General features: G+C 71.5%; 19 protein-coding genes and 1 pseudogene. 9 read left to right on the top strand and 11 right to left on the bottom strand.

The window, feature by feature from the left end:
• Positions 1-33: 33 nt before the first annotated feature.
• Together ACFWVV_RS34160 and ACFWVV_RS34155 are read right to left on the bottom strand one after the other, a co-directional pair.
• Entirely contained in the window at positions 34-327 is a 294-nt protein-coding gene (locus ACFWVV_RS34160) for a DUF397 domain-containing protein (RefSeq protein ID WP_384342229.1), read from the bottom strand.
• Positions 324-1,148, bottom strand: a complete 825-nt coding sequence (locus tag ACFWVV_RS34155) for a Scr1 family TA system antitoxin-like transcriptional regulator (RefSeq protein WP_384342231.1) — start codon at positions 1,146-1,148, stop codon at positions 324-326. Before ACFWVV_RS34155 ends, ACFWVV_RS34160 begins: the two co-directional genes overlap by 4 nt.
• Positions 1,149-1,261: 113 nt before the next feature.
• Here ACFWVV_RS34155 and ACFWVV_RS34150 point away from each other — a divergent pair, with 113 nt between their 5' ends.
• A complete protein-coding gene (locus ACFWVV_RS34150; RefSeq protein ID WP_384342233.1) occupies positions 1,262-1,711 on the top strand; it encodes an ATP-binding protein in 450 nt (149 codons plus the stop codon).
• Here ACFWVV_RS34150 and ACFWVV_RS34145 read toward each other — a convergent pair.
• Positions 1,698-2,462: a DUF4232 domain-containing protein gene (locus tag ACFWVV_RS34145; RefSeq protein ID WP_384342234.1), complete on the bottom strand. Its 765-nt coding sequence runs from the start codon at positions 2,460-2,462 to the stop codon at positions 1,698-1,700. The two genes, ACFWVV_RS34150 and ACFWVV_RS34145, sit on opposite strands and share 14 nt — an antisense overlap.
• Before the next feature lie 188 nt (positions 2,463-2,650).
• Between ACFWVV_RS34145 and ACFWVV_RS34140 the strand changes: the two genes are divergently transcribed.
• A complete protein-coding gene (locus tag ACFWVV_RS34140; protein WP_384422882.1) occupies positions 2,651-4,132 on the top strand; it encodes a helix-turn-helix domain-containing protein in 1,482 nt (493 codons plus the stop codon).
• 124 nt (positions 4,133-4,256) lie between these two features.
• On the opposite strand, the gene argS is transcribed toward ACFWVV_RS34140, so the two are convergent.
• The gene (argS, locus tag ACFWVV_RS34135) at positions 4,257-6,029 is read right to left on the bottom strand and encodes an arginine--tRNA ligase (protein WP_384342238.1); all 1,773 of its coding nucleotides are present in this window, start codon (positions 6,027-6,029) and stop codon (positions 4,257-4,259) included.
• A gap of 141 nt (positions 6,030-6,170) precedes the next feature.
• Between argS and lysS the strand changes: the two genes are divergently transcribed.
• On the top strand, positions 6,171-7,925 hold the full coding sequence (gene lysS / locus ACFWVV_RS34130; protein WP_384342240.1) for a lysine--tRNA ligase: 1,755 nt from the start codon (positions 6,171-6,173) through the stop codon (positions 7,923-7,925).
• 256 nt (positions 7,926-8,181) lie between these two features.
• On the opposite strand, the gene ACFWVV_RS34125 is transcribed toward lysS, so the two are convergent.
• The 3 genes from ACFWVV_RS34125 to ACFWVV_RS34115 all read right to left on the bottom strand — a co-directional run bounded on the left by ACFWVV_RS34125 (position 8,182) and on the right by ACFWVV_RS34115 (position 11,671).
• Positions 8,182-9,708: a DUF2637 domain-containing protein gene (locus ACFWVV_RS34125; RefSeq protein WP_384342241.1), complete on the bottom strand. Its 1,527-nt coding sequence runs from the start codon at positions 9,706-9,708 to the stop codon at positions 8,182-8,184.
• Between the two features lie 243 nt (positions 9,709-9,951).
• Positions 9,952-10,704 (bottom strand): DUF3558 domain-containing protein, encoded by a 753-nt coding sequence (locus tag ACFWVV_RS34120; RefSeq protein ID WP_384342243.1) that lies wholly within the window; start codon positions 10,702-10,704, stop codon positions 9,952-9,954.
• Between the two features lie 85 nt (positions 10,705-10,789).
• On the bottom strand, positions 10,790-11,671 hold the full coding sequence (locus ACFWVV_RS34115) for a DUF3558 domain-containing protein (RefSeq protein WP_384342245.1): 882 nt from the start codon (positions 11,669-11,671) through the stop codon (positions 10,790-10,792).
• Positions 11,672-11,900: 229 nt separating this feature from the next.
• Between ACFWVV_RS34115 and ACFWVV_RS34110 the strand changes: the two genes are divergently transcribed.
• Together ACFWVV_RS34110 and ACFWVV_RS34105 are read left to right on the top strand one after the other, a co-directional pair.
• Entirely contained in the window at positions 11,901-13,094 is a 1,194-nt protein-coding gene (locus ACFWVV_RS34110; RefSeq protein WP_384342247.1) for an RtcB family protein, read from the top strand.
• 104 nt (positions 13,095-13,198) lie between these two features.
• On the top strand, positions 13,199-14,047 hold the full coding sequence (locus ACFWVV_RS34105; protein ID WP_384342249.1) for a pentapeptide repeat-containing protein: 849 nt from the start codon (positions 13,199-13,201) through the stop codon (positions 14,045-14,047).
• A 133-nt stretch (positions 14,048-14,180) separates the two neighbouring features.
• Here ACFWVV_RS34105 and ACFWVV_RS34100 read toward each other — a convergent pair whose 3' ends face one another.
• Positions 14,181-15,833: an amidohydrolase gene (locus ACFWVV_RS34100; RefSeq protein ID WP_384342251.1), complete on the bottom strand. Its 1,653-nt coding sequence runs from the start codon at positions 15,831-15,833 to the stop codon at positions 14,181-14,183.
• 105 nt (positions 15,834-15,938) lie between these two features.
• Complete coding sequence (locus ACFWVV_RS34095; RefSeq protein WP_384342861.1) at positions 15,939-17,387, bottom strand: APC family permease; 1,449 nt, start codon at positions 17,385-17,387, stop codon at positions 15,939-15,941.
• A gap of 247 nt (positions 17,388-17,634) precedes the next feature.
• Here ACFWVV_RS34095 and ACFWVV_RS34090 point away from each other — a divergent pair, with 247 nt between their 5' ends.
• Positions 17,635-18,474, top strand: coding sequence for a TetR/AcrR family transcriptional regulator (locus ACFWVV_RS34090; RefSeq protein WP_384342253.1), 840 nt, complete (start codon positions 17,635-17,637; stop codon positions 18,472-18,474).
• Between the two features lie 80 nt (positions 18,475-18,554).
• Positions 18,555-19,148, top strand: a complete 594-nt coding sequence (gene thpR / locus ACFWVV_RS34085; RefSeq protein WP_384342255.1) for an RNA 2',3'-cyclic phosphodiesterase — start codon at positions 18,555-18,557, stop codon at positions 19,146-19,148.
• A gap of 215 nt (positions 19,149-19,363) precedes the next feature.
• On the opposite strand, the gene ACFWVV_RS34080 is transcribed toward thpR, so the two are convergent.
• Entirely contained in the window at positions 19,364-20,362 is a 999-nt protein-coding gene (locus ACFWVV_RS34080; RefSeq protein ID WP_384342257.1) for an aldo/keto reductase, read from the bottom strand.
• 101 nt (positions 20,363-20,463) lie between these two features.
• Positions 20,464-20,925: pseudogene (locus ACFWVV_RS34075) on the bottom strand (MarR family winged helix-turn-helix transcriptional regulator); the annotation flags it as partial.
• A 277-nt stretch (positions 20,926-21,202) separates the two neighbouring features.
• Here ACFWVV_RS34075 and ACFWVV_RS34070 point away from each other — a divergent pair.
• Positions 21,203-21,793 carry a carboxymuconolactone decarboxylase family protein gene (locus tag ACFWVV_RS34070; protein ID WP_384342259.1) on the top strand — a complete coding sequence of 197 codons (591 nt, stop codon included), beginning with the start codon at positions 21,203-21,205 and terminating at the stop codon, positions 21,791-21,793.
• Between the two features lie 60 nt (positions 21,794-21,853).
• Positions 21,854-23,062, top strand: coding sequence for an alpha/beta hydrolase family protein (locus ACFWVV_RS34065; protein WP_384342261.1), 1,209 nt, complete (start codon positions 21,854-21,856; stop codon positions 23,060-23,062).
• Positions 23,063-23,205 lie beyond the last annotated feature (143 nt).

The following is a 23,205-nucleotide window of genomic DNA, read 5'->3' as shown; positions in this document are numbered from 1 at the left end:
GTCCCGGTGCCGCGTGCCGGGGCCGTGCGGGTCTCAGACCGTACGGGCGAACGCGGACCAGGCGGCGGGGGCCAGGGTGAGGGTGGGGCCGCTGGGGTTCTTGGAGTCGCGGACGTGGACGGCGGTGGGGTGGGCGGCGAGTTCGAGGCACGCGCCGCCTTCGTCGCTGCTGTGGGTCGACTTGTGCCAGTCGTAGGCGAGTTCGACGCAGGCGCCGCCTTCGGAACCGCTGTAGCTCGACTTGCGCCAGGAGTAGGCGAGTTCCAGGCACTGGCCGCCCTCGCTGCCGCTGTAGCTCGACTTGAACCACTGAAGTGCGGTGCTCATTGCTCTCCTAGCAGGCTGTCCAACAGGCCCTTGGAGTCCTCGGTGTTGAGGGCCTGGGTTCGCAGCATCGCATATTTGCGGGCCAGCCTGGAGGCGTCGTCGGGGCTGGATACCCACTGGCTGCCGCGCTGGCCCTCGATGTAGGCGAGGTGCTGGTGCTCAGGGGTTTCGAGGAGGGTGAAGGTGCCGTCCAGCCCCGCGTGCTTCGTGCTGGTCAGCGGGAGGATTTGGAGCGCCAGGTCCGGGAGGTCGGCGCAGGCGCGCAGGTGGCGCAGTTGGGTCGTGTGGTCGGCGGGGGCGCACACGGTGAGGTGCAGCACCGGCTCCCACACGACGAAGCTGGCGGTCGGCGGCTCCTTGCGGTGCAGGATCTGCTGGCGGGCGAGTCGGCCCTCGGTGAGGTTGGCGATCTCGTCCTCGTCGAAGGCCGGGACGCGGTTGCGCAGTACTGCCTCCGCGTACGCGGCGGTCTGGAGCAGGCCAGGCAGCACCTGGTTGTCGTACCAGGACAGAGCCAGCGCCTCCCGTTCGTGCGCCATGTACTCCTCGGCCCAGCGGGGGAACTGGTCGACGTCCGGCAGGTTCTCGACGCCGACCAGCAGTGCGCCCCGGGTGTCGAGGAGTTCGTCCAGCCGCTGGGCCAGGTCGGCGCGTAAGGCCCGCCTGCCCTGCTCGATCGAGGCGATCGTCTCCACGTCCACCCGGACGGCGTCCGCGAGCGTTTGCTGGGTGTGACCGGCCGCCTCGCGGAATCTGGCCAGTTGCTTGCCCAGCATCCTCATGGCGGACGTGTTCTTCCTCTGGCGTTGCCTGGGGCTCATGCTCTTCAAACTCCCCGTACGCGCTGGTGCTTGAGCGTGTTCCGGACCGTACAAAAAATCTGTACGGGTGGACACGGTGTGCCACGTTAGTCACTCTCCGCGACCCTCGTCCCGTGAACGAGACAACTCAGCCGCCCCGACTGCCGCTCCTGCGCGAGGCGTTCCTCCGCCGGGACCTCCGCTCTGTGCCCGCCGCCCGTGCCTTCGCCCGGTGGGCGCTGGAGGACTGGGGGATGCGGTCCCTCGTCGACGACGTACTGCTGTGCGTCAGCGAGTTGAGCACCAACGCGCTGACCCACGGCGTACCGCCGGGGCGGGGTTTCAAGCTGCGCGTGCTCGCGGAGCGTGACCTGTTGCGGATCGAGGTGCACGACAGTGGCGGCGGCCGGGTCGAGGCCGGGCGGCCCGAGCCGGAGTGCGAGTACGGGCGGGGGCTGCTGCTCGTCGGGCTCGTGGCCGACAAGTGGGGGGTCGGGGAGCGGGACCCCGGCAAGGTGGTGTGGTGCGAGTTCGGGCTGCGCGGGGAGGCGGCGGCAGGACGGGAGGAGGTCAGAGACTGCTGACGTCGTCGAGGTCGGACTGCCAGAAGGAGACCCGGACAGTGCTGTCGACGTAGACACCCTTCGCGGGCAGGCGTACGGGCGCGAAACCGTCAAGGCTGCGGTGCTTGGCGTCGTAGAAGCCGACGGAGAGGGACTTCGCGGTGTATCCGGGGTCCGGGGTGCCTGTCGGGGAGGAAAGCTTCACGGCCGCGTACCCGCTCTCGCCGGGCTTGAGGCTGACCACGGCCTGCGGCTGCGTGTCCTTCATCGACGGCGGGACGGACTGTGCGCCCTCGAAGCGGACCACCGGGGCGTAGTAGAGGTCGCAGAGCTTGGTGCCCTTGTTGGTGGCCGTGAGGATCATGGTGTTCAGGGGGCGGCTGACGACCTGCGCGGTCACCGTGGCGTTGGTGGCGTCGCAGCGGTCGCGCCGGGCGGGGGCGTCGAGGTCGGTCTTGGCCCCCGGGGTCCCGGCGGTGCCGCCCTCGCTGCTGCCCTTCTTGCCCGTGTTCCCGTTGCTGCCCGAGGCGGAGGAGGTCTGCTGGGCGTTGCCGCCGGACTGGCCGGGCTCGGTTTCGCCGGTCGGCTTGCCGTCGCTGCCGCCTGCGGGCTCGGACGGAGCGGACGAGGGCGAGGACGTACGGGCGGCGCCGGCGTCCCTCGTACCCTCGCCGCTGTCGCAGGCGGTGAGGGAGAGCGCCGCCGTGAGGGCGACAGCGGAGGCGGCGAACAGGCGGGTGCGGCGGGCGGTGCGGACGAGGCGTGCGGACATGGCGGATTCCGTTTCTGTACGAGGGACTTCGGCGTGCGGGACGGCCGGAGCCGGGAGGGGCCGCTCGACCGGTCGGCGGGAGCGGCGTGCTTTGATGCCATGAGCTTGTACGAAAGGTCTTCCCGCCCGCCAGAGTTGACGGCCAGTCGGGGACGCTGGAACGGTTCCACCAGCTGTGACCTGCGCTGATGCGGTGTTCCTGGAACGCCGGGATGGGATGGGGAGCGGTGCCGGACACCGGGGGAGCGGATGGCCTCGCGGACTTTCTGCGGGAGTTGAAGGGCCGCTCGGGGTTGAGTTACGGGGCCCTCGCCAAGCGCCTCCACATGAGCACGTCGACCCTGCACCGCTACTGCAATGGCGACGCGGTGCCGACGGAATTCGCCCCGGTGGAGCGACTGGCCCGGCTGTGCAGAGCCACTCCGGACGAGATGGTGCGTGTCCACAGGCTGTGGATTCTGGCGGACGCGGCGCGGGGGAAGAGGGAGACGCAGCCGGGGCGGGCGGGGGCGGGGGCGCAGCCTGTGCCGGCGGACGCGGAAGCCGAGGTCGTGCGGGCGAACGCGGAGACGCCAGCCGCACAGCCGGACTCGGACACGCAGGTCGTACGGTCCGACGTCGGGCCCGAGGCCAGTGCCGGACCACTCGTTTCGCTGCGCGGTGCGGTCGGCAGCGGCAACGGCAGCCGCAGTGCTGATGGCCGTTCCGGTGCTCTCGGGCGCAAGGCGCGGCGCAACGTCCTCATCGGTGTCGGCACGGTCCTCGCGGTGGTCGCCTCCACCGTGCTCGTCACCCAACTCATGGGCGGTGCACGGGGCGAGGGCTCGGGCAGTCGGCCGGTGGGTGCGGCCTCGTCACCCGTACCGGACGCGGCCGGGGCAGGAGGCCCGACCGGCGCGGGGCCGACGGCATCCCCGGCCGTCTCACCCTCCCGTACGGCCCCCGGCAGCGCCACGCCCACGGCCCCGCCCTCCGCCGGCCCTCCCGGCAGGGAGAAGGAGCGGGAGGGGGAACGCGGCACGGCTACGGGCGGCCAGGGCGTCGACGGTGCGCGCGGCTCCGGCACTCCCTTCGTCGCCGCCGTACGCCCCTACGTGTACGAGACGCCGTGCAGCCAGTACTTCCTCGTCGACAGCAAGCCCCAGAAGGTCGCCCCGCCGCCGAGCGAGCAGGACGCGCCCGGCTGGGCCGCGTCCTACAAGGCGGTGTCCGCCGACGAACAGCTCATCGCGCTGACCCTCCAGGGGCGGTCGAAGGAGACGGTCGTCCTGGAGGCCCTGCACGTGCGCGTCGTGCGCAGCGAAGCGCCGCTGCCCTGGACCCGGTACGCCACCGGGGTCGGCTGCGGCGGCAACGTCGACACCAAGTCGTTCACCGTCGACCTCGACGCGGGCCGCCCGGCCACCGTGCCGCACGCCGGGCAGCGGGACTTCCCGTACAAGGTCAGCGAGACGGACCCCGAGGTGTTCTACGTGAAGGCCAGCACCCGGGCGCACGCGGTGAGCTGGTACCTGGAACTGGAGTGGTCCAGCGGCGGACAGCGCGGCGTCCAGCGCATCGACGCCGGGGGCGGCACACCGTTCCGCACGAGCGGGTCCGTCGGGCGGCCGACGTACCACCACCCGCTCGGCTCCTCCGCCTGGGAGAGGCCGCTCGACGAGGGTTCGTGAGCGGGGACGGGCCCGCGTGCATACGGGCAGGGCCCCGGCGGGAAGCTGTCGCTCCCGCCGGGGCCCTGCCGCGTACCTGCGGAGACGGCCTCAGGGCCGCCACCGCGTACCTGCGACGACGGCCTCAGAGCCGCTCGGGGGTGTGGATGCCCAGCAGGGCCAGGCCCTGGTGCAGGGTGCGGGCCGTCAGCTCGCACAGGAAGAGGCGGTTCTCGACCTGCGCCGGGGTGTCGGCCTTGAGGACCGGGCACTCCGAGTAGAAGGACGTGTAGAGGGAGGACAACTGGTAGATGTACGCGGCCAGCTTGTGCGGCTCGTACGCGGCGGCCACCTCGGCCAGGACCTCGTCGAACTGGTCCAGGTGCAGGCCCAGCGCCCGCTCCTGCGGCGCGAGTGCGAGCTCCGGGTGGGCGACGGGGTCCGCCTCGCCGCGCAGCCGCAGGATCGACTGGATACGGGCATACGCGTACTGCGAGTACACCGACGTGTCGCCGTTCAGCGACACCATCTGGTCGAGGTCGAACTTGTAGTCGCGGGCGGCCGAGGTCGACAGGTCGGCGTACTTCACCGCGCCGATGCCGATCTGCGTACCGTTCTCGACGATCTCCTCCTCGGTGAGGCCGACCTTCTCGTTGTTCTTCTCCCGCACGACCGCCGTCGCCCGCTCGATCGCCTCGTCGAGCAGGTCCACCAGCCGGACCGTCTCGCCCTCACGGGTCTTGAACGGCTTGCCGTCCTTGCCGAGGACCGTGCCGAAGCCCAGGAAGTGCGCCGTCACGTCGTCCGTCAGCCAGCCGGCCCTGCGCGCCGTCTCGAAGACCATCTTGAAGTGCAGGGACTGCCGCACGTCCACGACGTACAGGAGGGTGCTGGCCTTGAGGTCGCCGACCCTGTTGCGGATCGCGGAGAGGTCGGTCGCCGCGTAGCCGTAGCCGCCGTTCGACTTCTTGACGATGAGCGGGGTCGGGTTGCCGTCCGGGCCCTTCACGTCGTCGAAGAAGACGCACAGCGCACCCTCGGAGCGGACCGCGACGCCCGAGTCCTCCAGGATCCGGCAGGTCTCTTCGAGCATGTCGTTGTAACCGGACTCGCCGACGATGTCGGGGTCGGCGATCTCCAGGTCCAGCTTGTTGAAGACCGAGTAGAAGTAGATCTTCGACTCGTCGACGAACCGCTGCCACAGGGCACGGGACTCGGGGTCGCCCGCCTGGAGCTGGACGACCCGGTCCCGGGCACGCGTCTTGAACTCCTCGTCGGAGTCGAACAGGACCCGCGAGGCCTTGTAGACCCGGTTGAGGGTGGACATCGCCTCTTCGCCGTCGACGTGGTCGGCGCCGCCGTGGTCCAGCTCGCCCGGGTGCTCCACCAGGTACTGGATGAGCATGCCGAACTGCGTGCCCCAGTCGCCGATGTGGTGGCGCCGGACGACCTTCTCCCCGGTGAACTCCAGGATCTCGGCCATCGCGGCACCGATCACGGCGGACCGCAGGTGGCCGACGTGCATCTCCTTGGCCACGTTGGGCTGCGCGAAGTCGATCACGGTCGTGCCGGCGTTCTCCTTGAACGGCACGCCCAGCCGGTCGTCCGCGGCGCGCGCGGCCAGCGTCTCGATGATCGCCCGGTCGGAGACCGTGATGTTCAGGAAGCCGGGGCCCGAGACCTCGATGTCCTGGAGCACCGTGTCGTCCGCCGGGAGCTTGCCGACGACCTCGGCCGCCAGCTCGCGCGGGTTCGCCTTCGCCCTCTTGGCGAGGGCCAGGATCCCGTTGGCCTGGAAGTCGGCCCGGTCGCTTCGGCGCAGCAGCGGGTCTGCGGGGGCGGCGTCCGGCAGGGCTGCCGAGAGCGCGTCCGCGAGACGCTGGGTGACGGTCGAAGCGAGGGAATGGACCGAGGCCATGAGGAGCCGTTCCTGTGGGAGGGACAAGGGTGGATGTCAAGTATTTCACGAGGCCCCCGGGCCCCGGGCAACCGAATTGATGGCGGGCCCGTCCTGTCCGTCTGGGACAATGGCCCACGCCAGCTTTCGAGAAAGAAGGACGTGCCGATCGTGGCTCAGAGCAGCACACCGGAGACCGACTGGGTCTCCCGTTTCGCAGACGACGTCATCGCCGAGTCGGAGCGACGTGCGCCTGGCGCGAAACACTCTGGCGCTGCCGCGCCGGTGGTCGTCGTCGCGTCCGGACTCTCCCCGTCCGGCCCCATCCACCTCGGCAACCTCCGCGAGGTCATGACCCCGCACCTGGTCGCCGACGAGTTGCGCCGCCGCGGCCACGAGGTCCGTCACCTCATCTCGTGGGACGACTACGACCGCTACCGCAAGGTCCCCAACGGCGTCCCGGGCGTCGACGAGTCCTGGGCCGCGCACATCGGCAAGCCGCTGACCTCGGTCCCCGCCCCGGCGGGCTCCGCGTACCCGAACTGGGCCGAGCACTTCAAGTCCGCCATGGTCGAGGCGCTGGGCGAGCTGGGCGTCGAGTTCGACGGCATCAGCCAGACCGAGCAGTACCAGGCGGGCGCCTACCGCGAGCAGATCCTGCACGCGATGCGGCGGCGCGGCGACATCGACGCGATCCTCGACCAGTACCGGACCAAGAAGGCGCCCGCCAAGAAGTCCCAGAAGCCCCTCGACGAGGCCGAGCTGGAGGCCGCCGAGGGCTCCGGCGCGGCAGGCGAGGACGACGGGTCGAGCGGGTCGGCGTACTACCCGTACAAGCCCTACTGCGGGCAGTGCGAGCGGGACCTGACGACGGTGACCTCGTACGACGACGACTCGACCGAGCTGGCCTACGTCTGCGTGTGCGGCTTCACGGAGACCGTTCTCCTGAACGAGTTCAACCGCGGCAAGCTGGTCTGGAAGGTCGACTGGCCGATGCGCTGGGCGTACGAGGGCGTGATCTTCGAGCCCAGCGGCGTCGACCACTCCTCGCCGGGTTCGTCGTTCGTCGTCGGCGGTCAGATCGTCCGCGACATCTTCGACGGCGTGCAGCCGATCGGACCGATGTACGCGTTCGTCGGGATCAGCGGCATGGCGAAGATGTCCTCCTCCAAGGGCGGGGTCCCCACGCCGGGCGACGCCCTGCGGATCATGGAGGCGCCGCTGCTGCGCTGGCTGTACGCGCGCCGCAGGCCCAACCAGTCCTTCAAGATCGCCTTCGACCAGGAGATCCAGCGGCTGTACGACGAGTGGGACAAGCTGGAGGCGAAGGTCGCCGACGGCTCGGTGCTGCCCGCCGACGCCGCCGCGCACTCGCGGGCGGTACGGACCGCCGGCGGGGAGCTGCCGCGTACGCCGCGGGCGCTGCCGTACCGGACGCTTGCCTCGGTCGCGGACGTGACGGCGGGGGCGGAGGACCAGACGCTGCGCATCCTGAGCGAGCTGGACCCGGAGAACCCGGTGACCGACCTGGACACCGTGCGGCCCCGGCTGGACCGTGCCGAGGCGTGGATCTCCACGTACGTGCCCGCCGACCAGCGCACGATCGTACGGAGCGAACCGGACACGGAGACGCTCGGTGCGCTGGACGAGGACGGGCGGGAGTCGCTGCGGCTGCTGGTCGAGGGCCTCGACTCGCACTGGTCCCTGGACGGTCTGACGACGCTGGTCTACGGCGTGCCGAAGATCCAGGCGGGGCTGGCGGCGGACGCGAAGCCGACGCCGGAGCTGAAGGTGGCGCAGCGGACGTTCTTCGCGCTGCTGTACCAGTTGCTGGTGGGGCGGGACACGGGGCCGCGGCTGCCCACGCTGTTGCTGGCGGTGGGGGCGGAGAGGGTGCGGAAGCTGTTGGGGGCGTAGGGGGTTGTGGGGGGCCGCCTCCGGGCGGGGTCGGGGCCGGGCGGGGGTGCGGTGTTCGGCTCCGCCGGGGGCCGCCCCCTTGCCCGCCCTTCCCCAAGCTCTCGGCTTCGCTCGAGCAGGGGAGACCCCACTGCCCCCGGGGGGCGGCCCCGCCGCCCAAGGCGACGGCGGCAAGCAGGGTGGCCCCGTCGCCCAAGGGGGCGGGGGAGAGGGGGTGTGGGCGGCCCCGTCGCTCAAGGGGGCGGGGGGTGGTTGGTCAGGGGGTGTGTTCGTCCAGTTCCAGTTGGTACTGGACTTCGTACCGCTTGGCGTACATTTCCAGCTCGTCCAGGGGCAGTTGCTGCCCGTACAGGTCGCTCAGGTAGGCGCCGTACTGGAGCGGCGTCGGGAACGCGCCGTTCTCGATCGCGCACTTGCGGAAGGCGGCGTAGTAGGCGTCGTCGTCCAGGACGAAGTCCGCTTCGCCTGCGGGGCCGTTCGCCGTGAAGTCCGGGCCGAACTCGGGATCGTAGTCGGGGTCGTACCCACCGAGCGGGCGGCTGCGGCCGGGGCCTGTGGGGACCATGACCGGCGGGGTGTCCGGGGTTTCGTGGGCGGCGGGGTGCTGGTCCGCGTACTGCTGTGCGGACCGGTCTGCGTGCTGGTCCGGGGACTGTTCCGGCACGTACCCGCTCTGCGGCTGCGGGGTCTGGGGCTGGGCCTGCTGGCTCTGCGGGCCGGGGGCCGGTGTCGTGAACCACGGGCTCGGGTGCTGGCCCTGCGGCTGCTCGGTGACGGGGGCGGTGGGGGCCGTGGGGGTGGATGCGGCGGCCGGGGCCTCCGTAGCTGCGCGCGGTTCCTGGGGAGCAGTCGTCCTGTGCGACTCGGCCGGCTCCGGAGCCTCGGATTCCTCCCGAGTACCCGGAGCCTCGCGTATCGCGTCCTTCTCCCCTATCGGGCCCCGGGCGTCCTTCGCCTCGCGGGACTCGCCGGACGTACGGGCCTCGCGGGACTCGCCGGACGCACGAGCCTCGCGGGGCTCGCCGCCCTCCCGTGCCGCCGGAAGCGCCGGGGCCGACGTTGCGGAGAGCTCCGGCGCGGGCGGCAGCAGCACCGGCTCGATGCCCGCCGCGGCCAGGCCCGCCGGGCCGGTCTCCGCGAGCGGAATACCGTACTTCGCCAGACGCAACGGCATCAGTGACTCGACCGGCGCCTTCCGCTTCCAGGAGCGCCCGAACCTCGCCTGGAGGCGGGCCCGGTAGATCAGCCGGTCCTGCTCCAGCTTGATGACCTGCTCGTAGCTCCGCAGCTCCCACAGCTTCATCCGGCGCCACAGCCTGAACGTGGGCAGCGGGGAGAGCAGCCAGCGGGTGAGGCGGACGCCCTCCATGTGCTTGTCCGCGGTGATGTCGGCGATCCGGCCGATCGCGTGCCGGGCCGCTTCGACGGAGACCACGAAGAGGACCGGGATGACGGCGTGCATGCCGACGCCCAGCGGGTCGGGCCAGGAGGCCGCGCCGTTGAAGGCGATCGTCGCCGCCGTGAGCAGCCAGGCCGTCTGGCGCAGCAGCGGGAAGGGGATCCGCATCCAGGTCAGCAGCAGATCCAGGGCCAGCAGGACGCAGATGCCCGCGTCGATGCCGATCGGGAAGACGTAGGAGAAGTTGCCGAAGCCCTTCTCCACTGCCAGCTCGCGCACCGCCGCGTACGAACCGGCGAAGCCGATGCCCGCGATGATGACGGCACCGGCGACCACCACACCGATCAATATGCGGTGCGTGCGTGTCAACTGCATCGCGGCCACCCGCGATCCCCTCCCGTACGTCCAACTCGGTCCGGCCCCGCCGGGGCTTCCACCCCGACCCGGCGGCCACAGCCTGGCACACACGAACGAGGGCCCGGCCCTCCGAAAAGGATCGAACCCCCGTAAAAGCGGTCAAACCTGGCCCAGTTGTGGTCAAGTCGTTGACTACCCGCTGTATCGGACCGTGCGTCTGATCGCCTGCCCGCGCGGTGACTTGCCCGCGCGGGGGACGGGTTCGTGTGCCTACTTGTTCGCCGTGGCGATCGACGCCACGACCTCCTTCGCCGCCTCCTGGGCACCCTTCATCAGGTCGCCCGGCGAGGGGGCCTTCGCGCCCGAGTAGCCCGAGCCGTTGTAGTCCAGGGTCACCACGATGTTGCCCGTACGCGTCACCACGACCGCGTGCTGGAAGTCCGTACCGCCCTCGCGGGCCCCGTACGTCACCGACGTCGCCTGGTCGCCGATGCCGCTCACCGGGTTGGCCCGGACGTCCTTCGCGCCGTCCTTGCCCTGCACCTTGTTGACCTGCTTGGTGACCTGCTCGGTGGCGCGCTTCTCACCGCTGCCCAGCGACGCGTTCGACTCGAAGCGCTGCAGCGCGTACGTCAGGTAGTGGTACTGCGAACCCTGCAGGCCCTTGTCGTCCAGACCCTTCCACGAGCAGCCGCGCCGGGTCTCCGGGTCCGACGTGTTGTCCGCCGTGCCCTCCGCCTTCTCGGCCTTCGGGACCAGCTCGCCGATCGTCTCCTTGGCGAGGCCCTTGCACGCGTCCGGCAGCTTCGCGAACTTCGCCGGCGGCACGGTGGGCGCCGCCGACGGGTTCTGCTTCTCCGCCGTCGCGCCCTGGTCCTGCTTCGTGCCGCCGTCGGAACCAGAAGACGAACCGGAAGACGAACCGGAACCGGAGTCCGACGAACAGCCGGCCACGACGAACAGAGCCGGAACGGCTACTGCGCAGGTCAGTACGCGGGCAATACGGGGGGCTTTTCGGTACATGGTTCCTGTGGTTCCTTCGCTGTCGCGTCGTTGTTCGGTGCTTGTCGCGCGTTCGATGCCGCTCACTGGGGGTGGTGACCGCCGGTCACTCGCTGCTGGAGAACTGCTCGGCGAGTTTACGGGCCAGCCCCTGCGCCCGGTCCTGAAGCGTCCTGCTGTCGGGAACCTGGTCGGTGCGGCCCGGCTGCTCGGCGTACTTGATGCTGACGATCACGTTGGAGGTGCGGAAGACGACCGAGACCGTGCGGTCCTGGGCCGACGACGTGCCCGCCTTCGCCTGGACGTCGTCCAGGAACGCGGCATCGCCGAGGCCGTCGAGGGTACGCGGCTGGAGGTCGTCGAGCGGCGGCGCCGTGGGCGTACCGGAACCGGAAGGGGAACCGGAAGTGCCGGTAACGGGCGGTCCGGTGGGGGAACCGGGGCCGGGCGTCCCCGAGGGCTGTGCGGTGCCGGGCGCGGTCGCGGACGCGGCGGGGTCGGGTGAGGTCTGGCGGGGGGCGGGCAGGTCGGCGGCGCCCACCAGCTCCGCGTACACGGTCTGCGCGCGGTCGTCGTCGCTCACGGCGGTGTCGTACGACACGACCCGTTCGAAGTCGACGACGAGCTGGTGGGTGTGCTCGGGGGACTCCACCTTCCAGCGGCAGCCGACCCGGCGGTCCGTGTCGAACGTCACCGCCGCCTCGCCCGCGAAGAGCTTCTGCCGCTGGTCCTCGGGCAGTGCGGCGGCCCCCGGCAGCATGTCCTTCAGCTGGGCGCGCTCGACGGCCCGGCAGGGCTCGGGGAGCGTGCGGTACTTGCCGGGCTGGGCGGCCGGGGAGGAGTTCTCCCCCGGCTTGGAGTCGGTGGTGCCGTCCCCGTCCGAGGCCCCTCCGGAACACCCGGCGGTCCCTGCGGCGAGAGCCGCGAGAAGCGCGATGCCCGGCGCACAGGCCCTTGCGTAAGCCTTGACGCCCGCCTGTCGTGGCACGGTCCGGGACCCCCTTCGGTTGACTCTCGCTCAGCTGTCGGTCAGCTGTGCTCGCGGAAAAGTGTTTGCCGTCCGCGGGCGGCCGATGCCCACAATGTGTATCGCACGTGCTGGTGTGGATGCCGGTCCGCTGTCCCTTTCGCGGCTGTTCCCCACCATTTTTGCGTTTTGCGCACTTTCTTGGGTTTTACAGCGTCTCGGGGAATCGGCTCGGGGGAATCGAGGGGTCATGTCGTACGTAGAGGTACCGGGGGCCAAGGTCCCGATCCGGATGTGGGCGGACCCCGCGGCGGTCGACGACGGCGCGATGCAGCAGCTTCGCAACGTCGCCACCCTTCCGTGGATCAAGGGCCTGGCCGTCATGCCGGACGTCCACTACGGCAAGGGGGCCACGGTCGGCTCCGTGATCGCCATGCAGGGTGCGGTGTGTCCTGCGGCGGTCGGCGTGGACATCGGCTGCGGCATGTCCGCGGTCAAGACCTCCCTCACCGCCAATGACCTCCCCGGCGACCTCTCCCGCCTCCGCTCCAAGATCGAGCAGGCCATCCCGGTGGGCCGCGGCATGCACGACGACCCGGTCGACCCGCACCGGCTGCACGGCTTCGCCACGGCGGGGTGGGACGACTTCTGGGGGCGGTTCGAGGGGGTCGCGGAAGTGGTCAAGTTCCGGGAGGGGCGGGCCATGAAGCAGATGGGAACGCTCGGATCCGGGAACCACTTTGTCGAGTTCTGTCTCGATGAGACAGGTTCGGTTTGGCTGATGCTGCACTCCGGCTCGCGGAACATCGGCAAGGAACTCGCCGACCACCACATCGGGCAGGCCCAGCAGCTCCCGCACAACCAGGGCCTCGTCGACCGTGATCTGGCGGTATTCATAGCCGACACCCCGCAGATGGCGGCGTACCGCAATGACCTCTTCTGGGCGCAGGAGTATGCGCAGCACAACCGGGCGATCATGATGCGGCTCTTCCAGGACGTGGTCAGCAGGGAGTTCAAGAAGGCCAAGGTGACCTTCGACCCGGTCATTTCCTGTCACCACAATTACGTCTCCGAGGAGCGCTACGACGGAATGGACCTCCTGGTCACCCGTAAGGGCGCGATCCGGGCCGGTTCCGGTGAGTACGGAATCATTCCGGGCTCGATGGGCACCGGCTCATACATCGTGAAGGGTCTCGGCAACAAGGCGTCCTTCAACTCCGCCTCGCACGGTGCGGGCCGCCGGATGAGCCGCTCGGCGGCAAAGCGGCGCTTCTCCACCAAGGACCTGGCGGAGCAGACCCAGGGCGTCGAGTGCCGCAAGGACTCCGGCGTGGTGGACGAGATCCCGGGCGCGTACAAGTCGATCGAGCAGGTCATCGACCAGCAGCGCGACCTGGTTGAGGTGGTCGCGAAGCTGAAGCAGGTCATCTGTGTGAAGGGCTGAATCACCCGGGGGAATGCGGGGCCGGCACCTTGGCTAAGGTGCCGGAGTTCGCCCGTATCGCCCGTACCCGCACAGTCCCGTTCCCGCACCTGTGGAGTCCCCCGATGTCCGATCCCGCGATGGCCTCCGTCCTGCGTTCCGAATGCGGGAGTTGTTTCGGGCTGTGCTGTGTGGCGTTGACGCTGACCAAGTCGTCCGACTTCGCGATCGACAAGCCCGCCGGGAAGCCGTGCCCGAATCTCGGGGCGGACTTCGGGTGCGGGATCCATTCCAAGCTGCGGGGCGAGGGGTTTCCCGGGTGCACCGTGTACGACTGCTTCGGGGCCGGGCAGAAGGTGTCCCAGGTCACCTTCGCCGGGGTCAACTGGCGGGATGAGCCCGGGAGTTCCGAGCTGATGTTCGCTCTGCTGCCGGTGATGAAGCAGTTGCACGAGCTGCTGTGGTACCTCGCCGACGGGCTCGCCAGGGACGTGGCGGGGCCCGTGCACAAGGACCTGCGGCGGGTGCGGGCGGAGATCGAGGAGCTCACCCGGGGGAGCGCCGAGGAGCTCATCGCGCTCGACGCGGAGGGGGAGCGGCAGCGGGTGAACGCGCTGCTCGTGCGGGTGAGTGAGCTGGTGCGCGGGGAGTGGGCCGTCGCCGTGCCGAAGAAGAAGAACGGGAAGAAGCGCAAGGTGGACCTGCGCGGGGCCGACCTGATGGGGGCCCGGCGGGCGGGCGCGGACCTTCGGGGGGTCAACCTTCGCGGCGCCTACGTGATCGCGGCGGATCTCAGCGGGGCCGACCTGCGCGGTGCCGATGTGATCGGGGCCGACTTCCGGGACGCGGATGTACGCGGGGCGGACTTGAGCGAGGCGCTGTTCCTTACGCAGACCCAGGTGAACGCGGCCCTGGGGGATGCCGGGACCCGGATCCCGGACTCGCTTCAGCGCCCGGCGCACTGGGGAGCCTGAGCGGCGACTCCCGCCCCGGGCGGTGGTCGGCCCGGACCATGGCCCCCGGGCGGTGGCAGGCCCGGACCATGGCCCCCGGGTGGTGGCCTCCCGGGAGGACCACGGCCCCGTTCCCCGGCCCTGCCGGGAGTGCTCAGTCCTCCCGTGTGTAGACCCGTACCCCGCCCACGTACGTCGCCTCCACGCGGGTCGTGCTGATGGCTTCCGGGGGGCCCGTGAAGATGTCGCGGTTGAGGACGGTCAGGTCGGCGAGGTTGCCGGGGCGGAGGGAGCCCGTGTCGTCCAGGTGGTTCACGTATGCGCTGCCCGCCGTGTACGCGGCGACCGCCGCGCCCAGGTCGATGCGCTGCTCCGGGAGGAAGACCGGGGCGTCCGAGCCCGGTTCCCGCCTGGTCACCGCCACCTGGAGCGCGGCCAGCGGGTCCGGGCTGCTGACCGGCCAGTCGCTGCCCGCGCACATCGTTGCGCCCGCCCGCAGCAGGTCGCCGAAGGGGTACTGGTGGGCCGCCCGCTCCGCCCCCAGGAACGGGATCGTCAGCTCGTCCATCTGGGGCTCGTGGGCGGCCCAGAGCGCCTGGATGTTGGCGGTCGCCCCGAGCTCGCGGAAGCGCGGTACGTCCCTCGGGTGCACCACCTGGAGGTGCGCGAGGTGCGGGCGGGTGTCGCGCCACCCGTTGGCCTCGCGGGCCGCCGCCACCGCGTCCAGGGCCTCCCGTACGGCCCGGTCGCCCAGGGCGTGGAAGTGCACCTGGAAGTCCGCCGCGTCAAGTGAAGTGACGTACCCGGCAAGGGCCTTGGGGTCGATGAAGGAGATGCCGGAGTTGTCGGAGGCGCAGCCGCAGGCGGTCAGGTAGGGGTCGAGCATCGCGGCCGTGTGGTTCTCCGCGATGCCGTCCTGCATGATCTTCACGGTGGAGGCGCGGAGCCGGTCGCCGACGGCCAGTTCGGCGCGCCGGGCGAGGAGTTCGGGGAGCTGCTCCTCGCCCCGGGCCCGGTCCCACCACAGGGAACCGACCACCCGGGCGGTGAGCAGGCCGTCCCGCGCGGCGGCGAGGTAGGCCCCGGCCGGATCCGCCATTCCCGCGTGGTTGCCGAGCAGGGCGTCCTGCCAGGCGGTGATGCCGTGGGAGTGCAGCAGGGCCTGGGCGCGCAGCAGCCCGGCCAGCAGCTGCGCCTCCCCGGTCTCCGGTACGTGCCGCGCCACCAGGCCCATCGCACCCTCCTGGAGCATCCCGGTGGGTGCCCCCGCGGCATCCCGCTCGATCCGGCCGTCCGCCGGGTCGGGTGTGTCCGCGGTGACGGAGCACAGCTCCAGTGCGCGGGAGTTGGCCCAGCCGCCGTGGTGGTCGCGGTTGACCAGGTAGGCGGGCCTGTCCGGCACCAGCGCGTCCAGGAACCCCCGGGTCGGGGTGCCGCCGGGGAAGGCCTCCATCGACCAGCCGCCGCCGGTGATCCACTGCGCTTCGGGATGGGCGTCCGCGTACTCCCGGATGGTCCGCTGGTACTCCTGTGCCGTGACCGCGCCCGTCAGGTCGCACTGGCCCATTTCGACGCCGCCGCCGACCGGGTGGACGTGTGCGTCCTGGAAGCCGGGGAGCAGCAGCTTGCCTGCCAGGTCGACGACTTCGGTCCGTGCGCCGATCAGGTCGCGCACCTCGTCGTGGCCGGTGGCGACGATCCGGCCGCCGCGTACGGCGACGGAGGTGGCGCGGGAGCGGGCGGCGTCGACGGTGTGCACGGGTCCGCCGGTGAATACGAGGTCGGCGGGCTGGTCGAACGTCGGCATGGGGTGGGGTGCCCTTCTGGTCTTGGGGGAAGTCGCGGGTGGGCCCGTGGCCTCGGGTGGGTCGGTCGGGAGGGTGGCTGTGGTGAGTGTGGTGTGCGGGGCGGGTCAGAGAGGTGCGGGGGTCTGGTCCATCGGCAGGGCCACCGCGTCCGGGTCCGTTCCCCTGCCCCGGCTCTCCGGGGCGAAGTAGGGGGATTTCCGTACCCACTTGGCGATCGCAGCCGCCACGAATCCGGAGCCGATGACCACGGCCGGGATGGTCAGCATGAACCATCCGTTGTCGGGGCTCGCCTCGAAGTGGTCGCTCATCGTGGCGTACGTGTACGCCAGGTACGCCCCGAGGCCGAAGAGGACCAGTCCGCTCGTGGCCGGTACGAGTACGGAGGCGAGGGCTTCGCGGACGCCGGCGCGCAGGTTCGCCCGGAAGCGGACCGCGCAGGCGATCGCGGTCAGTCCGTAGTAGAGGGAGACGGTCAGGCCGATGGAGTTCACGGCGGTCAGGATCATGTCGTTGAGCTTGGGGATGCCGACGGCGAGGACGGCGATGGCGGCGGCGACGGCCATCAGGATCAGTGTGCCGACGGCCGGGGTGCCGAAGCGCGGGTGGATCCGGGACCACACCTTGCCCAGCGTGCGCTCGCGGCTCATCGCCAGGTTGCCGCGTGCGGTGGGGATGACGCTCGACTGGAGAGAGGCGAAGGCGGAGCACATCAGGGCGGCCAGCGGCAGCGAGGCCCAGGGTTCGGGGGCGAGGTGGGAGCCGAGGAAGGTGAGGGCGGCGGGTCCGTTCTCCACCAGTTCGCCGGTGTCCATCACCCGCTGGAAGGCGATCGAGGCGAAGAGGAAGAGGCCGAGCATGGTGAAGAGGGCGAGGAAGCCGCCGCGTGCGGCGTCGCGCGGGTCCTTGCTTTCCTCGTTGACGCTGAAGGCCGCGTCCCAGCCCCAGAAGATGAAGACGGCGAGCACCAGGCCCTGGGCGAGGGACTGGCCCGAGCCGATCTCGAAGGGGTTCAGCCAGGAGAGCGAGAAGGGCTGGTCGCCGACGAGGAGCGCCCAGCCGCAGAAGACGACGAGTACGGCGTACTCGAAGACGAGCAGGGCGAGTTGGAGGCGGGTGGCGCCGCGTACGCCGGTGATCGCGGTGAGGGTGACGGCGACGAGCGCGACCAGTCCGACGACGGTGCTGATGCCGGTGGCGGACGGGTCCAGGGCGATGCCGAAGGCGGATTCGATGCCCAGCTTGTTGAGGAACTGCAGGACGACGGAGCCGGTGACCGCCCCGGTGTACGCCATGAAGATCATGGTGCCGACGAGGACGACCCAGCCGGTGAGGAAGCCGGACCAGGGGCCTATGGTCCGCCCCACCCAGGTGTAGCCGCTGCCGCAGTTGGGTTCCGTGCGGTTGAGGCGGGCGTACGCGAGGGCGATGCCGGCGATCGGCAGGAACGCGAGAAGCAGGACGACGGGGGTCTGACGCCCTGTGTACGCCGCGAGCGAGCCCATGCCGATGCCGATGCTGGTGGTGGCCGCGGTGCTGGAGGCGGCGATGGCCATGCCGTCCTTGACGCCGAGGGAGCGGCGCAGGGCGGGCCGGGCCGGTGATGCTGCGGGTGGTGGTGGCGGTTGCTGCGGTGTGTTCGAGGGCACGGCGCACACGCTCCTTGGCGGACCACTTCGAGGGATGTGGGCCGATGAAACAGGCGGCGTCAGTGTTATGTCAATGGTGTTGACGTAACGCGGTGGTTAACTGGCGCGCAGGCGAGCGAGGAGCGAGCGAGCAGCGAGGGAGGGGTTCGGGGTCATGGCGGGGAGCGGTGCGGGGGACGGTGTGGGCGGTGGCTCGGGCGAGCGCGTGCCGGTCGGCGGTGCGGGCGAGGGTGGGCCGGTCGGCGGTGCGGGCGAGGGTGGGCCGGTCGGCGGTGCGGGCGGTGGGTCCCGGGTTCCTGGCGAGCGGAAGCGGCGGCGGCCGACCCGTTCGGGTGTCGTCCTGTCCGCCGAGCGCATCCTCGACCGGGCGCTGGAGATCGTCGACGCGTACGGGGCCGAGGCACTGACCATGCGGAAGCTGGGGCAGGCGCTGGGGGCCGACCCGAGCGCGGTCTACCGCTACTTCCGGTCGGTGGAGGATCTGCACCTGGCGATGGGCGACCGCCTGATCGGCGACACCATGGCGGGCTTCGTGCCGGACCCGGACCCGGCCAACTGGCGTGCGTCACTGCGGGAGTTCGGGGTGCGGGCCTACCACTCGGCGCAACGCCACCCGAGGGTCGCCCTGTTGAGCGGCTTCCGGGTGACCCGGCGCCCGCACGAGCAGCGGGCGATCGACACGGGTGTCGGCCTGCTGCGCTCGGCCGGTTTCGACGACGCGTCGGCGGTGCGGTACTACCACGCCTTCGTCGATACGGTCCTGGGTCACGCCGCCCTGGACGCGGCGGTGCAGGGGCTGCGGCCGGAGCAGCAGGAGGCGGACGCGGGGGCCTGGGCCTCGGCGGCGTACGGGGACGTCCCGGCGGAGGAGTACCCGCACCTGCACGCGGTGCGGGATCATCTGCCGATGATGGCGGGCTCGGCGTTCGAGGGGGCGCTGGACCTGGTGCTGGCGGCCATCGCGGCGGCAGCCCCGGGGGCGGCGGACGACTGAGCCACGGGTCTGGAAGCGAGCGGACGTCGGGGCCCCGCCTCGCGCCCCGTCCCCGTCCCCGCCCCGCTCACAATGGCTCCATGAGACTCTTCGTCGCGGTGTTGCCGCCGCAGGAGGCCGTCGCGGAACTCGCCTCGGCCGTCGACCGGTTGGAGCAGCTCCCGGGGAGCGGGCGGTTGCGGTGGACCGGGCGGGCCGGGTGGCACTTCACGCTCGCGTTCCTCGGGGAGGTGGCGGACGAGCGGGTCGGCGTGCTGGAGGGCGCGCTCGCCAGGGCGGCCGGGGAGGTCCGTCCCTTCTCGCTGGCTCTCAGGGGGAGCGGTCACTTCGGCGGGCGGGCGCTGTGGGCGGGGGCCGCCGGTGACACCGCCGTCCTGCGCCGGCTCGCGGCGGCTGCCGCCGACGCGGCGGGGGAGGCGGGCGTCGAACCGGACACCGGGCTGCCGTTCCGGCCGCACCTGACCCTGGCCCGCACCCGGCGGCACGGGGAAGGGGCGAGGGCGAAGGACCCGGACCTCGGCCCTTACGTCGCCGCCCTCGCCCCCTTCACCGGCACGCCGTGGCCGGTGGACGAGCTGGCGCTCGTCCGCAGCAACCTGCCCGGGTCCGGCGCGGGCCGGGACCTGTCCGTGCCGCGCTACGAAACGGTCGCCGCCTGGCCGCTGGGGCGGTGAGCGGGCCCGGGGGCCACTCCGGTTACGCTCGTTACCGTGAATCCCAAAATCCGTAACCAGATCATGGCCGGTGTCCTGGTCCTCATGTTCGTCGTCATCGCGGCGGCGTCCATCGCGGGCAACTGACCCGGACACCCCTCACCGGTCCTCCCGTGACGGACCCGTTCCGCCGGCGGACCCCGTCCCGCCCCCTCGGTCGTACCCGACCGCCCATCTCACCAGGCGAAGGCCTCGGGTGACGCCCCCGGTCCGGGGAAGATCTCGTCGAACGAGGCCACCAGCTCCGCCGGGAGCTCCAGCTCGACCGCCCGCAGTGCGGAAGCGAGCTGATCGGCGGTGCGCGGGCCGACGATCGGCGCGGTGACCCCCGGCCGCGTCAGCAGCCAGGCCAGTGCCGCCTCGCCCGGTTCGATCCCGTGCTTGCCGAGCAGGTCCTCGTACGCCTGGACCTGGGTCCGTACGGCGGTGTCCTTGAGCGCATCCGCGGTGCGGCCCGAGGTGGAGCGCGCGCCCCCGCCCTCCCGTTCCTTCCTCAGTACGCCGCCGAGCAGGCCGCCGTGCAGCGGCGACCACGGGATGACGCCGAGGCCGTACTCCTGCGCGGCCGGGATGACCTCCATCTCGGCGCGGCGCTCGGCGAGGTTGTACAGGCACTGCTCGCTGACCAGGCCGTACGAGCCGAGGCGGCGGGCACTCTCGTTGGCCCGGGCGATGTGCCAGCCGGCGAAGTTCGACGAGCCGGCGTAGAGGATCTTGCCCTGCTGGATCAGGACGTCGACGGCCTGCCAGATCTCCTCGAAGGGGGTCGAGCGGTCGACGTGGTGGAACTGGTAGACGTCGATGTAGTCGGTGCCCAGGCGCTTGAGGCTGGCCTCGACGGAGCGGCGGATGTTGACGGCCGAGAGCTTGTCGTGGTTGGGCCACGGGCTTTCGCCGTCGCCGGCCATGTTCGCGTACACCTTCGTCCCGAGGACGACCTTGTCGCGGCGGCCGCCGCCCTGGGCGAACCAGGAGCCGATGATCTCCTCGGTGCGGCCCTTGTTGTTGCCCCAGCCGTAGGCGTTCGCGGTGTCGACGAAGTTGACGCCCGCGGCGAGGGCCGCGTCCATGATCGTGTGGCTGTCGGCTTCGTCGGTCTGGGGGCCGAAGTTCATCGTGCCGAGGACGAGACGGCTGACCTTGAGTCCGGTGCGTCCGAGCTGTGTGTACTTCATGACGGTCAAGCCAACGCCTTGGAGCGCGCTCGACGCAAGGGGGCGGGGCCGGGCGGGGCGGGACCGGGGGCGGCCCCGCCGGGCCGTACGGGTCGATGGGATCAGTGGGCCAGCCATCCTGCGGGGTCCAGGGGGAAGCGGTCCGAGACGGGCACGACGGTGCGCAGGGCGTCCTCCAGGTCGCGGACCCGGCCGGCGCCCAGTGCTGATGCCCATTCGGTGCGCAGCGCGTCGAAGATCGTGGCGGAGCGGGTCAGTGCGTCGATGCCGTGCGGGGTGAGGCGGATGAGCTTGCGGCGGGCGTCGGCGGGGTCGGGGGCGGTCGCCGCGTACCCGAGTGCGACGAGCCGGTCGGCGGTCTTGCCCGCGGCCTGCTTCGAGACGGCGAGGTGGCGGCCCATCTCGGTGGCGGTCGCGCCGCCGGGACCGCAGGCGGCGATGGCCTGCATGGCGAAGCCGTGGGCGGGGCGGACGTCGGGGTGCCCCTGGGCGGCGAGCTCGGTGTGCAGGCGGTCGATGAGGGTGCGGAAGCCCGCGAAGAGGAGGAGGGGGAGCTCGAATCCGGGGGTGTCGTCGGCCGCTGCGGGGCCGGGGGGTGCCTGTCTGGCCGTGGTGCGGCCGGGGGGTGTCTGCTCGCCCGTGGTGCGGCCGGGGGGCGCCTGCTCGGCCGTCGCGCCGCCGGGGGGCGTGGTCCCGCTCCCGGCGCGGACCAGCGGGGCCTTCTCGGCCTTGGTGCGGCCGCCCTTCGACGTCTGCTCGCGCGATACCCCCTTGGCAGAGTCGACAACTTGGTTTACTTTCTTTTCGTCAACCATGTTGTCGATTTTAGGGGATGGTTCCGTGCGAGAGACCCACCAGGTGCGAGAGACGCACAAGAACGAGGCTGCCGACCTGCGGTTCGCCGAGCACACCCTTGACTCCGCCCCCGCCGCGTCCCGGCGGGCCATGTCGGGCGTGGTGGAGAACTTCGGGTTCCTGCCGCCGCTCGTGGCCAAGCAGGCCGAGTCGCCCGAGTTGCTGAACGGGTTCCTGCGGCTTAGCGCCATGTTCGAGAGCGTGACGATGGAGCCGGTCGCGCGCGAGGTGCTGATCATGACCGTGGCGGGCCGCAACGAGTGCGGGTTCTGCGTGCGCATGCACGCCGGGAAGCTGGCGAAGCTGGGCGCCGGGGAGGAGCTGATCGAGGACCTCGTCGCGCGGCGGCCCCTGCGTGAGGCGAAGTGGGAGGCCGTACGGGTGTTCACGCACGCCGTGCTGGACGGCGCCGGAGACGTGGACGCCGAACAGCTGGCCGCGTTCTACGCGCACGGGTACACCCGGCGCAACGCCCTGGAGGTCGTGCTCGGCATCGGCACGTACACCCTGTCCACCTTCGCCAACCGGCTGGTGGAACACGGGACTTCGCCGGAAGCGGTGCCTGCTGTTTCGTAGGGGGCGGCCCCTTACTTTCGGCAGGGGCGGCGCGGGGGCCGCGCTTCGTACGGTCCTTTCATGAGCCGAAACGCCAAGCGCAACCGCCGCCTCGCCGCCTCCTCCGTGGCAGCCGTCGCCGCCCTCGCCCTCACCGTCCCCGTCGCCTCCGCCGGGGGCGCCGGGGACGCCGCGTCCGGGGAACGGACCCCGTCCTCCGTCTCCGTAACGGCGCGGGAGCTGCGCCTCCCCGCACCCACGGGAGGGTTCGCCGTGGGGAAGAAGGTGTTCCACGTGGTGGACGAGGGGCGGGCCGACCCGTGGGTGCCGGCCGCCGGGGCGCGGGAGCTCATGGTGTCGATGCACTACCCCGCGCGGCGGGGGACCGGCGGCGCGCCCGCCCCGTACCTGGGGCCGGACGAAGCCCGGCTGCTGGTGGAGGGGATCAAGCGGCCCGACTTCCCGGCGGAGCTGGTCGGCGCGGCGCGCACGCACTCCCGTACGGACGCGCGCCCGGCGGCCGGCAGGCACCCGCTCGTCGTGCTCTCGCCCGGCTTCACCCTGCACCGCGGCACGCTCACCATGCTCGCCGAGGAGCTGGCCAGCCGGGGGTACGTGGTCGCGCTCGTGGACCACGCGTACGAGACCTTCGGGACCACTTTCCCCGGTGGCCGCACGCTCACCTGCGCCGCCTGCCGGTCCGGCCTCACGCGCCAGGTCCCGGAGGTACGGGCCGCCGACGCGTCCTTCCTCCTCGACCAGCTCCTGACCGGGCGCGGCGCGCTCGGCGAGGCCTTCGCGAAGACGGTCGATCCGCGGCGGATCGGCATGGCCGGACACTCGATCGGCGGGAACAGTTCCGCCGTCGCCATGGCCCGGGACGCCCGCATCAAGGCCGGGGTCAACCTCGACGGCGGCTTCTTCGACGCCACTCCCGGAGCAGGCATGAACGGCCGCCCCTTCCTCCTCCTGGGCACCGACGCCTCGCACCGCCCCGAAGACGACGGGGGCGGCGGCAAGTGGCGCGAGGCCTGGGACCGGATGGACGGGTGGAAGCGGTGGCTGACGGTGGCGGGGACCGGGCACTTCTCGTTCAACGACGTACCGGTGCTGGGCGCGCAGGCCGGGGTCGTCGACCCCGCCGCACCCCTCTCGGGCAAGCGGTCGGGCGAGATCACGGTGGCCTACACCGGGGCCTTCTTCGACCGCCATCTGCGCGGGATGCGGGCGCCGATCCTGGACGGGCCCACGGCCGCCCACCCCGAGGTCACCTTCCACCACCCCTCGTAGGGCCTGCGCCGCGCGCGTACCGGCGAAACCCCCCGGACGCGCCCGGGGGCCCCCCCCGGGCCCCGCGGCCCGGGGGGGCCGCGGTGGCTTTTAAAAAACAGACGCAGCCCACGACAAAATTTTTGTTGATATAAGTGGTCGCC

It is taken from the genome of Streptomyces sp. NPDC058663 (assembly GCF_042716745.1).
Taxonomy (GTDB): domain Bacteria; phylum Actinomycetota; class Actinomycetes; order Streptomycetales; family Streptomycetaceae; genus Streptomyces.
This window is presented reverse-complemented; position numbering and strand designations above follow the sequence as displayed.

Excerpts from the sequence above, each read along its gene's own strand:
- ACFWVV_RS34160 (WP_384342229.1), bottom strand. The coding sequence starts at position 327 with ATGAGCACCGCACTTCAGTGGTTCAAGTCGAGCTACAGCGGCAGCGAG.
- ACFWVV_RS34155 (WP_384342231.1), bottom strand. The coding sequence starts at position 1,148 with ATGAGCCCCAGGCAACGCCAGAGGAAGAACACGTCCGCCATGAGGATG.
- ACFWVV_RS34145 (WP_384342234.1), bottom strand. The coding sequence starts at position 2,462 with ATGTCCGCACGCCTCGTCCGCACCGCCCGCCGCACCCGCCTGTTCGCC.
- ACFWVV_RS34140 (WP_384422882.1), top strand. The coding sequence starts at position 2,651 with ATGCGGTGTTCCTGGAACGCCGGGATGGGATGGGGAGCGGTGCCGGAC.
- argS (WP_384342238.1), bottom strand. The coding sequence starts at position 6,029 with ATGGCCTCGGTCCATTCCCTCGCTTCGACCGTCACCCAGCGTCTCGCG.
- ACFWVV_RS34120 (WP_384342243.1), bottom strand. The coding sequence starts at position 10,704 with ATGTACCGAAAAGCCCCCCGTATTGCCCGCGTACTGACCTGCGCAGTA.
- ACFWVV_RS34110 (WP_384342247.1), top strand. The coding sequence starts at position 11,901 with ATGTCGTACGTAGAGGTACCGGGGGCCAAGGTCCCGATCCGGATGTGG.
- ACFWVV_RS34105 (WP_384342249.1), top strand. The coding sequence starts at position 13,199 with ATGTCCGATCCCGCGATGGCCTCCGTCCTGCGTTCCGAATGCGGGAGT.
- ACFWVV_RS34100 (WP_384342251.1), bottom strand. The coding sequence starts at position 15,833 with ATGCCGACGTTCGACCAGCCCGCCGACCTCGTATTCACCGGCGGACCC.
- ACFWVV_RS34095 (WP_384342861.1), bottom strand. The coding sequence starts at position 17,387 with ATGGCCATCGCCGCCTCCAGCACCGCGGCCACCACCAGCATCGGCATC.
- ACFWVV_RS34090 (WP_384342253.1), top strand. The coding sequence starts at position 17,635 with ATGGCGGGGAGCGGTGCGGGGGACGGTGTGGGCGGTGGCTCGGGCGAG.
- thpR (WP_384342255.1), top strand. The coding sequence starts at position 18,555 with ATGAGACTCTTCGTCGCGGTGTTGCCGCCGCAGGAGGCCGTCGCGGAA.
- ACFWVV_RS34080 (WP_384342257.1), bottom strand. The coding sequence starts at position 20,362 with ATGAAGTACACACAGCTCGGACGCACCGGACTCAAGGTCAGCCGTCTC.
- ACFWVV_RS34065 (WP_384342261.1), top strand. The coding sequence starts at position 21,854 with ATGAGCCGAAACGCCAAGCGCAACCGCCGCCTCGCCGCCTCCTCCGTG.